We start from the raw sequence: 12,712 nt of genomic DNA, 5'->3' as shown, positions 1-12,712 counted from the left end.
TCTAATGTAAATCCTGTAGTCGTGTTACAGTTTCCCGATCTTCATATTTCATTGCCAAACATGCGGCTTCTGCACCTGATAAAGTTGTTGTGTAACTTACTTTATGTTGCAGCGCATTTCGACGTATAGCAAAAGAATCAGCAATGGCTTGTTTGCCATCTGTTGTATTAACAATAAAGTCAATTTCATGATTTTTAATAAGATCAACTACATGCGGCCTTCCTTCAGCTACTTTAAACACACGGCGGCAATCAATACCTGCTGCTTGTAGGACAAGTGCCGTACCACGAGTAGCAATAATTTCAAATCCTAACTGAATTAAGCGCTTAGCAATCTCGCCAACTCGCGCTTTATCAGCATCACGTACTGAAACGAATGCACGTCGTCTTTTTATAATATTTGAACCGGCGCCTAATTGTGCTTTAGCATAAGCTTGTCCAAAACGTCTGGCAATCCCCATGACTTCACCCGTTGATTTCATTTCAGGGCCTAAAATTGAATCAACGTCAGGAAATTTAATAAATGGGAAAACTGGCATTTTAATAGAATAAAAGGGTGGCATAGGATAATGCTGACTTAAACCTTGCTGTTTTAAAAACTGGCCTATTTTACAGCGAGCAGCAATTTTTGCCATGAGTAAGCCTGTCGCTTTCGAAACAAAAGGCACTGTTCTTGACGCTCGTGGGTTTACTTCAAGAACATAAATATCATCAGACTGAATAGCAAATTGCGCATTAATTAACCCTACCACGCCTAACTTTAAAGCCATTTGCCGTATTTGCTCAATTAGATCCTGCTGTACAACGACACTCAAACTAAAAGGTGGTAATGTGCATGCAGAATCACCGGAATGTACACCTGCTTGCTCAATATGCTCCATAATAGCGCCAACTAATACATCTTTACCATCGCAAACAGCATCTATATCAACTTCAATGGCATCGCTTAAGAATTTATCAAGTAATACAGGAGAATCATTAGAAACTGCAACAGCATGTTCTAAATAATAACGTAAATCCTCTTCATGATAGACAATCTCCATACCTCGGCCACCTAATACATAGGAGGGTCTAACAACTAATGGATAGCCAATTCGCTTAGCCACCTCTATGGCTTCTTCAAGGCTTCGAACTGTTCCATTTGGCGGTTGATGCAACTTCAATTCTTGTACAAGTTGTTGAAAACGCTCTCTATCCTCTGCCATGTCAATGGCATCTGGCGAAGTTCCTAGAATAGGTACCCCATTTGCTTCTAACGCGCGTGCTAACTTTAAGGGCGTTTGCCCCCCATATTGCACGATAACGCCCATCGGTTTCTCAATAGCAGCAATTGATAAGACATCTTCTAATGTTACAGGTTCAAAATAAAGCCTATCTGAGATATCGAAATCAGTAGATACGGTCTCAGGATTACAATTAACCATAATAGTTTGGTAGCCTGCTTCTCGCAAAGCCATGGCCGCATGAACACAGCAATAATCAAACTCAATCCCTTGCCCAATACGATTGGGTCCACCGCCTAAAATCATAATTTTTTGTTTATCTGAATCAGGCCTCGCTTCACAAGTTGTCTCATAGCAAGAATACATATAAGCTGTATCACTAGGAAACTCACCAGCACAAGAGTCAATACGTTTATAAACAGGCACGACACCTAACTCTAAGCGACGGGCTCTTACTACTTCTTCACTAGAGTAAAGGAGGCGAGCAAGATAGGCATCTGAAAAGCCACGTTTTTTTAATTGCTGTAACGTTAATTTATCAAGCTCATCAATCGACTTACCAAGAATGGTACGCTCCAAAAGCACTAACTCTTGAATTTGTGCTAAAAACCAGGGATCAACTTTACTTTCGTTATAAATTTCTTCTAGTGATAGGTCTTGTCTAAAAGCGTCTGCGATATACCACAATCTATTTGGTGTGGGTTCTCGTAAATGGCCGCGTAGTCGAGCTAAATCATCTTCTTTTTTAAATAAGGGATGTAAACCACTACGACCAATTTCTAAACCGCGAATAGCTTTTTGTAACGATTCTTGAAAATTAGCACCAATTGCCATTACCTCACCTACAGACTTCATTTGTGTAGTTAATGTAGTAGAGGTTTCTGGAAATTTATCAAAATTAAAACGAGGAATTTTAGTAACGACATAATCAATACTGGGTTCAAAAGAAGCAGGCGTTTTACCGCCTGTAATTTCATTTCGCAGTTCATCAAGCGTATAGCCTACTGCAAGTTTGGCAGCAACTTTTGCTATAGGAAACCCTGTTGCTTTTGAGGCGAGTGCTGAGCTTCGCGAAACACGCGGGTTCATTTCAACAACTAACAGACGGCCATCTTCAGGATTTACCGCAAATTGCACATTAGAGCCACCTGTATCAACGCCAACTGCTCGTAAGACTTTAATCGCTGCATCGCGCATACGTTGATATTCTTTATCGGTTAATGTTTGCGCTGGTGCAACAGTAATTGAATCACCTGTATGCACACCCATTGGGTCGAAATTTTCAATTGTACAAACAATAATACAATTGTCTTTTTTATCGCGTACAACCTCCATTTCATATTCTTTCCAGCCTAATACAGATTCATCAATTAATAATTCACGTGTTGGTGATAAATCTAGGCCTCTGGTACAAATTTCCTCAAATTCTTCCCTATTGTAAGCGATGCCACCACCACTACCACCCATAGTAAAAGAGGGCCTAATAATTGCTGGAAATCCAAGTTGCGCTTGTACCTGAAAAGCTTCTTCTAAGCTGTGCGCAATTGCTGAGCGCGGCATTTCTAGGCCAACTTTTTTCATGAGTTGGCGAAAACGATCTCGATCTTCAGCTCTGTCAATTGCTTCTTGCGTTGCACCAATCATTTCAACATTATACTTCGCTAAAACGCCCTCTCTTACTAAATCAAGCGCACAATTAAGCGCTGTTTGTCCGCCCATTGTAGGCAATAATGCATCGGGGCGCTCTTTTTCAATGATTTTAGCAACTTCTACCCATTGCACAGGTTCAATATAAGTAGCATCCGCAAGTTCTGGATCAGTCATAATTGTGGCAGGATTAGAATTAACTAAAATAATTCGGTAACCTTCTTCTTTTAAAGCACGAATAGCTTGTGTTCCAGAATAATCAAACTCACATGCTTGGCCAATTACAATAGGGCCAGCGCCAAGAATTAAGATAGATTTTATGTCAGTACGTTTTGGCATTATTACTACTAAAAAAACAAATTAAGCTATTTTACAAACTTTAGCCCAAAATTTATACCCGTTTTTATTGAAAACTAGATTATTTTTAAGATATTCTGACTAGGCCATTGTTCAGGTTGTTAAAATTAAAGCAAAAATTACAGAAATTTAAAATTAATAAGCTTAAATTTTAACAATTTAATTATATAGTGTCGCCACTAAATTTTAGACAAGGCGCAAGTGAGCGAGGTGAAGGAGTGTACAAATAAAATAAGTATATGACTGAGCCGAGCAAGCTTGCAACGAAGTATAAGGCTTAGTAGGTGGCGCTATAAATCATAGTTTAACGTAAACTTATTAGTTTTTCTAAAGGACATCCTATGTTATTTAAATTAATCTTAACAGTTCTAGGTTTAATGTTTAGCCTTTCTAGCTACGCTCAGAATATGGATTCATGCAAAATCCAAGTTGCTGTTTCAACCCCTCCAATTGATTCCACTCAACAGGTTGCATTTAATATAACTAACTATCAAGGCGTAACTAAATCTATTACCTTAAAAGGAGGTAGTGCCCCTAGTTTTATTTCAGAACTTCCTTGCACGGACATACCCTACATTGTTAGTGCAACACTTTACAATATCCCTTCTAAATCATTACAACAACCCGCGCCCATTGGACAATGTACCCTAAGAGCAGGCTATATCTTGCTTGGCTCTAAAGACAATAGCGCATCTGTTGTATTTCCGCAGGATTTTAATTGTTAGTTAATGTGGATTCGCCATATAAAGAATAAAAATTCTTCTATGGCACACCACAGCACATTTATTAAGCTTATAGTCCATAGAATTTTATTGGCTTCTTATACCGCTTTTGCCCATAAAAGCCCCAAGATTTCATGCCAAGCTATCGTTAAATAAACTAAGTTTTGTGGATTAGGTAAATAAACTTTGCGCCAGTATTCACTATCCCAGTAAATTGTAAAATCAGTAGGCGCTGCAATAGGATTTAAGCCCTCCTGCCGACACATATACATCGATCTAGGCATATGCGTTGCCGAAGTGACCAGATAAAAAGGTGTGGTACCTAAATATTTTTTTAACATTCTTGCTTGTGCTGCCGTATTAATCGAAGAAGTTTCTAATACAATTTTATTGTCCGGGACCCCTAAAAGCTTTACTACATTTGCCATTCGTTTTGCTTCTGCAATATCTGCTCCATACCCTCCACCGGATAATAATAATTTTGCATTAGGTAACTGTTGATATAAGCGGATACCTTCAATTAAACGCTTTAAGCTTGCACTATACAGCAGCATACTGGCGGGCTTGTTAATAGCAGGGGATTGACCGCCACTTAGGACTACAACCCACTGAATATGTGGATTAGGTTGATTCACGATAGGATATTGATTCTCTAATGTTTTAGTCATTAATCTGGGAATCCACCCTGTACTAAACAAGAGTAGCAAAACAAAAATTGTCAAAAAACTTATAAAAATAAGGCGTTCTGCCTTTTTTTTATAAAGGACAATTAAAGCACTGGCAAATAATAACAGAAAAATAAAAAACGGATTAAGTATCGTTTCTATTAAATGTCTAAGAGCAAACATTATCTAACCCGCTGCATTAAATAAATACCCAATACAGCAAATAAAAAAGTAGGACCCAAGGCTGCTATTACAGCTGGCCACTGTAATACTTGACTCACTGGGCCAAAAAAACGATTTAAAATATGAAATCCAAAACCTACAATTGCGCCTGCTAATAATTTTGAACCCATGGTCGAAGAGCGTAATGGGCCAAAAACAAAAGGGATCGCTAATATCATCATCACAACAGTAGTTAACGGTTGAATAATACGCTGCCAGTAAACAAGTTGATAATTAAGAGCGGCTTGATGGCTACGCTTTTGAATCGCTAAAAATTGCTTTATTTCCCGTAAAGTCATTTCATCCGGCTCACTCTTAATTAAATTTAAGACCATAGGTTTCACTGAAACATCCCAAGGCATACTAGCGATTTGCCGTGTTTGAACTTGGTTGTCTTTAAAGAGTGTTTCCTTAACATTAATAGCTATCCACTGATCATTCATTAAAATTACATAGAGCATTTGGCGAGCAAGTATTAATTTATGCTCATCATTAAAGCGAAATTGATAAACATTAAACAAAGTATGGTTAGGTAATACACTAGCAACAGTAATAAAATCATTATGATCACGTAACCATATTCCCTGGCCAGTACTTAATGTTTGCCCACCACTAACGGCCTGTAATTTTTGCTTATTAGCAAAATGCGCTAGTCGAGGTATTAATAACTCGCCTGACAAGGTCACAGTAAGTATTAAGATGAAAGCAACTTTTAGCACCGATAGGGTAATTTGACCAATAGAAAGTCCTGCTGCTCGCATAACAATGAGTTCGCGATTATTAGCCATAACGCCAAGCCCGATTAGACAGCCTAATAAGCTTGCCATTGGAAAAAATAAATAAACTTGATAAGGCATTTGTAAAAGCACAAACAAAGCTGCCTGTATAAAACCAAAATCAGCTCGCCCTAACTCATCTAATTGATTGACAAAGAGAATAAATACTTGTAACCCAGCAAGCATTAATGTCACTAAACCTGTAGCGGCTAGAATATTTTTAGCGATATAACGGTCAATTAATTTCATGCTTTAATTATCCTAATTTCATCCAGTTTCGCCAAATAAGAGCTAGCCCAATAAGTAAAACAACAAGATGAATCCACCAAATCCCTATAGCAACAGGAATTTTACCATCAATCATCCAATCTCGACCCACAAACATAAAATTTGCATAAATAATATATAAAATAATGGCCGGCAGAAGTTTAGCAAACTTTCCAGAACGGGGATTAACTCGACTTAAGGGCACTGCAACCAAGGTTAAGGTAAGCACCATTAATGGAATTGAAAATCGCCATTGTAATTCAGCAGCTTTATGCTTGTCAGGATTATTTAAAGGCCAAAGATTTTTTGTTTGTATACTGCGGACATCTCGCTTAGATTCAAGAGTTGGATGCGGCAGGCGCGCCTGATATTGTTCAAAACTAACTATGCGATAGTCAGTTTGCCCTGGTAAGCCTTCATATTCATTGCCCTTATTTAAAATTAAATAATCTTCGTGAGAATCCTTATCTGTTTTGGCAAACGCTTGATTTGCCCATAAAATGTTCCAGTGGGGCTGGTTGTTTTTAATCGACAATCTAGCTAAAAAGATATTTTTAGCTTTTTGATGATTGCGACTCATCGATTCTATATAAAAGACTTCTCGTCCTTGAGAAATTGCACGAAAACGGCCTGGTATAACGGTTTGAATAACTGTTTGCACCCCTGTAGTACGCATTAATTTTGTTCGTTCAATTGCAATCAGAGGACTTGTCCAAAGCATTAGAACCATAACAAGAGCACTTACAAAAATAGCCATGATATAACTATGCTTGAGCAATCGAGATGGACCATAGCCACAAGCCTGTAATACAGTCATTTCGCTTTCAGCATATAAACGACCATAAGCAATTAACAAAGCAACATAAAACCCAAGTGGTAGAAGTAGCCCCATTAAATTAGGCAGCTCAAGCATCATTAATTTCATAATAATAGTAAGAGGAATTTGCCCACTGGCCGCTCTGTTTAAATAGCGCACAAACTGGTTACTCATAAAGATGAGTACCAGAATAGTCGTAAGTGAAGTTAAGGTTACAAATACCTCTTTTGCCAAATAACGGAAAATTAGCACAGCCTAGCTCTCAAAATTATTAATTTTTAATTCAATCCTAAACAAAACCTACTTGCATAGCCATTAACTTTCTGTAAACTAGCAACTTTTATGGATGATAGGAAGCATAATAATGCAATATGGTTTAGTCAGATCCTTAGATTCAATTACTACTGAATGCCTTGTTATTGGTTTATTTGCAGACGACGAACTACCAACACTTCTTAATCAAGTCCAACCTTATCCAAATTTAATGCCCCAATTAACACAAAAATTACACGAAGAGGGTGATTGGGCATGGCATACAAATGTAGACAATCCTAGCATATTGTTAGTTCATTGTGGTAAACAAAATACATTTACCTCTTCTAGCCTCGGTAAACGTCTTAATGAAATTACAACATTGTTATTAAAACAGCGCATTCGATCAGCAACACTTTGCTTACCACAGGTCAATAACCAAGACGTTAATTGGCAAATTACCCAAATGATTTTACAGATCAATGCGCAAAATTATCAATTAAATACGTTTAAAACAGTCAATAAAAAAGAAAATAGCCTTAATTTTGTTCAATTTTATTTAGAACATGCAGATGATGACACTGCGATTAATACGGGAATAGCAATTGCCGAAGGTGTAACACTTACTAGAACCTTAGCTGACTTACCAGCCAATTATTGTACACCGACTATGTTAGGGCAGCAGGCCTTAGAACTTGCTAAGGAACATGAGAACTTAACAGCCAAAGCATTTACAAAGCAAGAAATTGAAGAATTAGGTATGGGCGCTTTACTCGCTGTTAGTCAAGGCTCAACAGAGCCGCCTTGTTTCATAGAGATACAATATCACTGTGGTAATAATAGTAAACCCATTGTTTTAGTTGGTAAAGGTATTACTTTTGATTCCGGTGGTTTGTCTATTAAGCCGGCCAATGCCATGGATGAAATGAAATATGATATGACCGGTGCTGCTACTGTTTTAGGTATACTTAAAGCTTGTGCTCTCCTTAAACTACCGATAAATGTCATTGGACTTATAGCCAGCGCGGAAAACCTACCTAGTGGCTCCGCTGTGAAACCAGGCGATATTGTTACTAGCCTCTCTGGACAAACAATTGAAATTTTAAATACAGATGCCGAGGGAAGATTAGCTCTTGCTGATGCTTTAACCTATGCTGAACAATTTGATCCAGATTTTGTTATTGACATTGCTACCTTAACAGGCGCTATGATTGTTGCCTTAGGTGCTGTTAATACAGGCTTTATGACCTCAGATGATACACTTGCCGAACAAATTCTATTAGCAGCCAAAGAAAGTGGCGATAAATGTTGGCGTATGCCACTTGAAGAAGAATATCAAGAAGCACTGGATAGTCCACTTGCTGATATGATTAACGCTGGCTTTGATCGCTCAGCTGGTAGTATTACCGCAGCTTGTTTTTTATCACGTTTTACCAAAAAATATCGTTGGGCCCATTTAGATATTGCAGGAACTGCCTGGGTATCAGGTAAAAAAAGGCAAGCTACGGGCCGTCCCGTTCCTTTATTAATACAGTTATTACGCCATGCAGCCAGTACGCGTTGATTTCTATTTAATGACCAGTGCTGATGTAAAAGCACGTTGGTTAATTGCTTGTCGTTTGCTAGAAAAAGCATACACTCGACAACATAATGTCTTTGTCTATTGTAATAATAAAGACGAAGCTCTGTTAATAGACGAGCTACTTTGGACTTTTAAGGATGACAGCTTTATTCCACATAATTTACAAGGAGAAGGCCTTAAACCACCGCCACCTATTCAGATTGGGTATGAGGAACCCAAAGGATTTAATGATATTTTACTTAACTTAGCTGATGAGGTGCCGTCATTTCATTTACGGTTTTCTCGAATTATAGAAGTCGTGCTTAATACAGAATCAGCAAAGGAAGTTAGCAGGGTTCACTATCGTTTATACCGAAGTAAGCAATGTGAATTACATACCCATGCAGTGGAATAAAATCTTATCAGAACTTACGAAAAAACCCAATCTCCTTGTTAAAAAATGCTTTTAATTCGGTCCTGCGTTATCTAAACTCCCTCATTAAAAACATTTTTTGCCTTGACCTTGGGGTTTTTCGTAAGTCCTGAAAATATAAAAATGATTTAAAAACATTGATTCGCTAAAACAACTTGTAACCCTGCAGCTGTTAGCGATAAAAAATTATAGCCCGGATCAATTGTAGTTCTCTCTAACCACTCATTGGCAATACAAGTATCTGTAGCACGCTGTGCTTCTTCTAAAGACACAGGATATCCCAATTTTTCCGAAAGAATATCAGCAGCAGTTTCATTTATACTTAAAAAAACATTATCTCGAGTCTCACCGCGCACTGTCATTTCATCATAAAATAATCTTAAAATATCAATTTCATTCATAACTATTAATTTCTACAAAATAATTTATCTATAGCATAAACTAAAGTAATCTCTTAATACTAGAGTACGCCTCTAATAAAGTACGCATACTTATCTAGCAAATTTTGGTTTACCCTTCTAAATACTTTATATTTTATGGGATAGCATTGCAGAATGCTACTCACATGCTAAAATGCATTTATTTTATTCTTTATAATAATGAAAGCTAAACTCTCAAATTTTCTGTTAATCACCTTTGCTGTACTAAGTCCATCAGTCTTTGCTGCTCAAAAAATTATTACATTTAAGAACGAACGTGGCTCAATTCTACAGTTAAATATGGGATCTAATAATAAAGTAGGAGGCTATTTTACAACCGCAGTTGCTTCTAAAACCTGCCTGCAAGCTATTAATGTGAAAAGGCCCATTACAGGTTTCATGATTGGTAACGCAATAACAATCAGCATTGTTTACCCAATGTGTAAGTCTGTACTGAGTCTGAGTGGAAATTTTGATAAAAATAAACAAACGCTTGATACCATCTCTATTTTAAATAAACAATCCGATAATATTACTCATGAAGGCCCTGGAGCACGCTTTATTGGTCATGATTTTTATAAGAGATTAGGTTAACTTTAATTAGAACTAAGTGTGACAATTCAATTTTTACATAAAGCTGTCTACTCTTGTTTTAGTGGAAAAACAGTAAACAATTTAAAAAATAATTTTTCAAAAAGGATAACTTTGTATAATATATGGCTTTTGTAGGTAGAGCAGAAAATAAAGATTATGAAAAATAGTCAACTATTTATACACAGCTTAATTTTTTTAATTCTTGTTTCTTGTTTTCAAGCACAAGCGCATACACAGACGGTGTTGGCGAAAAGCGCTGTTACGCAAATGCAACAAGATATTCTTCATTATATTAACCAATATCGAATTAAGCGTGGATTATTCCCTTTAAAACTTAATGACTCTATCTCAGCTGAAGCAACACATCATAGCCAAGAGATGGCAACTCATCATGTGCCTTTTGGCCATCAAGGCTTTTCTACCCGCATCAAGCACTTATATTCTGCTATCAAAGATGCGCGCGGTGGTGCTGAGAATGTCGCCTATAATTATAAAACCGCGAAAATCGTTGTTGATGAATGGATAAAAAGCCCCGGCCATAGAAGAAATATTGTAGGAAATTATAATTTAACTGGCATAGGTATTGCCTATGATGAAAAAGGAAAAATTTATTATACGCAACTCTTTATCCGCACTATTTAAGCAACAACTTCACTATAATTTTAATTATCTAAATAGACGTGACAATTAGCTATTTTAAGTAAGCTTGAGCTTTTGTTCACTAAGGCGCTATGAATATGAGTCAAATCTTAAGCTGTCGGCTACGAGAAAAGTATAATTTATATTATAGAAGACCTTTAAATCTAGAAAATTTATCTGCCTACCAGGTAATTTTAGCGAAAAATAAGCTAACCCATGCTAAATTGAAAAACACAGTTGATAATAAGGTAGGTTCTATTTCTGGTAAGGATATTGAGCAAAAGCCGTTTGCATCGGCTCACTTGTTACTCATAGAAGATAATCCTATCGCCTCTCGTTTAGTTGAAATCATAATTAGCAAAATGGGGCACCACCTAACTTCAGTAGAAAGTGGTGAGCAAGCTATGAAATTAACTAGACAAACCCCTTTTGATATCATTATAACTAATATTAATTTACCAGGAATTTCGGGTATAAAAGTATGCCAACAGATTCGCGCGCTTGATTGCAGCCATCAAAATAAAAAAATTCCTATTATTGGCCTAACAACTTGTATTACAGATAAAGAAAAGCAAGCCTGTTTACAAGCAGGTATGAATGACGTTTTTGTTAAGCCACTTAATTTAACCACGATACAGGCTATTTTTGCTAAATTTCTTCCTAAAGCCGCAGATCAAACAGAGCTATCAGCAAACTTAATTAGAGCTAAGCAGTCTCAATATTACTCACAATTTCTTGAATTAATTGATTTCCCAACATTAGATCCAACAGTAGGTATTAATAATACAGGAAGCGAAGTCTTCTTAAGAGAATTAACAATGCTCTTCAATGAGGAGTTAGCTCTGGACCAACAATCTATTTACGACGCTTATAAAAATAATGACCAAAAACGTGTTGTAGAGTTAGCGCATAAGATGCGCAGTAGTGCTATCTATTGTGGTGCAATTAAATTACATAAAGCTTGTCAATATACAGAGGATAGCTTAAAGATAGATAATCCAAAGCTATTCAGTAAGTTATGCTTACAGTTGCTAGATATTATTAAGGAGACAAAATTAGCGATCGCAAATTATTTAATTGTATGAATATATTGCTCAATTAATCTAAGTTAATTGAGCAATATTATAACTTCTTATGGAGTAGTTGTGGTTGTAGCAGTTGCTGGTTGTATATCAAAAACAGTAGTATCAGCAGCATAACAATACCATGGTACAGTAGTACCGCCTACTGATACATTAATCGTTACCATATCAATATTGCCTAAGTTAGGTTGAGTACTGGTATAGCATACGCGATTTGTACCATTAACTGTAACATAATGATAAGTTGTTGCTGAAGACGTCGTAGTCACAGCAGCATCTGCTGGTAATGTATATACAATCGCATCACCTGAACCTGACTGCTGTAATACAATAGGTTCACCAGTAATTACGACTCTATCAGCTGCAGAGGCAGAGAAACTAACACCTAAAACAATTAGAGATATAATGTTTTTTAATTTTTTAATCATAATTCGCTCCCTGAAATTAACTTATAAAATCCAATAAACCAACGTTCTACGCAAAGATATTTAGTATACCTGCTGTAGAACATTGGTTTAATTATAGTAGAAATTTAATTAAAAAGTATTCAATTATCTTCTTAACATACAAGATCTTATAGCATCTCTAAGAGAATCTTAATAATTTTTATTACCTTAGAGTGAATTAGAGGAAGAAATAGCTAACTTAATATTGAGGTAAGATGGCATTCCTGACTTCAGTTCTTTAGTTCTAATGGATGTCTTCAGAAACGTTTTAGGAAACTTACACTTGGTAAAGCCTCACACTACGCTTACAATCCGACTTCCTACATAATGATGTTAGCTGTGCAGAAAGTACCATCTTTACTATAAAAATAGCTCAATTTATAGCTGTTATCAAATTGTTTAACTATTTCGACCTCTATTTATCCGCCTCCTACTAATGAATTTTAGCTTATAAATCAATAAATTATTTCAACTAAACTAGTAAGATTTAATAGTTCATGAAGATAAATTTCTACGCAATTACCACCAAGATAATTAACATTTACCCATTCTTTAATGCTATATAATAAAATTAAACTCCATTTTTATAAT

At 36.4% G+C, this 12,712-nt stretch carries 12 protein-coding genes; 6 read left to right on the top strand and 6 right to left on the bottom strand.

What is annotated here, in order from left to right; all coding sequences use genetic code 11:
* Position 1: 1 nt before the first annotated feature.
* Positions 2–3,208 (bottom strand): carbamoyl-phosphate synthase large subunit, encoded by a 3,207-nt coding sequence (carB, locus tag ACQUW5_RS13575; protein WP_444991808.1) that lies wholly within the window; start codon positions 3,206–3,208, stop codon positions 2–4.
* 359 nt (positions 3,209–3,567) lie between these two features.
* On the opposite strand from carB, the gene ACQUW5_RS13570 reads away from it, so the two are divergent.
* Positions 3,568–3,951 (top strand): hypothetical protein, encoded by a 384-nt coding sequence (locus tag ACQUW5_RS13570; protein ID WP_444991807.1) that lies wholly within the window; start codon positions 3,568–3,570, stop codon positions 3,949–3,951.
* 95 nt (positions 3,952–4,046) lie between these two features.
* Here ACQUW5_RS13570 and ACQUW5_RS13565 read toward each other — a convergent pair whose 3' ends face one another.
* The 3 genes from ACQUW5_RS13565 to lptF form a co-directional block, all read right to left on the bottom strand.
* Entirely contained in the window at positions 4,047–4,616 is a 570-nt protein-coding gene (locus tag ACQUW5_RS13565) for a YdcF family protein (protein ID WP_444991806.1), read from the bottom strand.
* 179 nt (positions 4,617–4,795) lie between these two features.
* Positions 4,796–5,860, bottom strand: a complete 1,065-nt coding sequence (lptG, locus tag ACQUW5_RS13560) for an LPS export ABC transporter permease LptG (RefSeq protein ID WP_444991805.1) — start codon at positions 5,858–5,860, stop codon at positions 4,796–4,798.
* A 7-nt stretch (positions 5,861–5,867) separates the two neighbouring features.
* On the bottom strand, positions 5,868–6,947 hold the full coding sequence (gene lptF / locus ACQUW5_RS13555; RefSeq protein ID WP_444991804.1) for an LPS export ABC transporter permease LptF: 1,080 nt from the start codon (positions 6,945–6,947) through the stop codon (positions 5,868–5,870).
* A 112-nt stretch (positions 6,948–7,059) separates the two neighbouring features.
* Between lptF and ACQUW5_RS13550 the strand changes: the two genes are divergently transcribed.
* Both ACQUW5_RS13550 and ACQUW5_RS13545 read left to right on the top strand, forming a co-directional pair.
* Positions 7,060–8,511 carry a leucyl aminopeptidase gene (locus tag ACQUW5_RS13550; RefSeq protein ID WP_444991803.1) on the top strand — a complete coding sequence of 484 codons (1,452 nt, stop codon included), beginning with the start codon at positions 7,060–7,062 and terminating at the stop codon, positions 8,509–8,511.
* A complete protein-coding gene (locus ACQUW5_RS13545) occupies positions 8,492–8,923 on the top strand; it encodes a DNA polymerase III subunit chi (protein ID WP_444991802.1) in 432 nt (143 codons plus the stop codon). Before ACQUW5_RS13550 ends, ACQUW5_RS13545 begins: the two co-directional genes overlap by 20 nt.
* A gap of 146 nt (positions 8,924–9,069) precedes the next feature.
* On the opposite strand, the gene ACQUW5_RS13540 is transcribed toward ACQUW5_RS13545, so the two are convergent.
* Positions 9,070–9,342, bottom strand: a complete 273-nt coding sequence (locus tag ACQUW5_RS13540; RefSeq protein WP_444991801.1) for a hypothetical protein — start codon at positions 9,340–9,342, stop codon at positions 9,070–9,072.
* A 198-nt stretch (positions 9,343–9,540) separates the two neighbouring features.
* Here ACQUW5_RS13540 and ACQUW5_RS13535 point away from each other — a divergent pair, with 198 nt between their 5' ends.
* From ACQUW5_RS13535 to ACQUW5_RS13525, 3 genes are all read left to right on the top strand, one after another.
* On the top strand, positions 9,541–9,954 hold the full coding sequence (locus ACQUW5_RS13535) for an avidin/streptavidin family protein (protein ID WP_444991800.1): 414 nt from the start codon (positions 9,541–9,543) through the stop codon (positions 9,952–9,954).
* A gap of 156 nt (positions 9,955–10,110) precedes the next feature.
* A complete protein-coding gene (locus tag ACQUW5_RS13530) occupies positions 10,111–10,596 on the top strand; it encodes a CAP domain-containing protein (protein ID WP_444991799.1) in 486 nt (161 codons plus the stop codon).
* Positions 10,597–10,691: 95 nt separating this feature from the next.
* Complete coding sequence (locus ACQUW5_RS13525; protein ID WP_444991798.1) at positions 10,692–11,678, top strand: response regulator; 987 nt, start codon at positions 10,692–10,694, stop codon at positions 11,676–11,678.
* Positions 11,679–11,725: 47 nt separating this feature from the next.
* Here the strand turns inward: ACQUW5_RS13525 and ACQUW5_RS13520 are convergent, their stop codons facing one another.
* Positions 11,726–12,103, bottom strand: coding sequence for a hypothetical protein (locus tag ACQUW5_RS13520; RefSeq protein ID WP_444991797.1), 378 nt, complete (start codon positions 12,101–12,103; stop codon positions 11,726–11,728).
* Between the last annotated feature and the right edge of the window lie 609 nt (positions 12,104–12,712).

The sequence above is a fragment of the Legionella pelazae genome (assembly GCF_052527395.1).
This window is presented reverse-complemented; position numbering and strand designations above follow the sequence as displayed.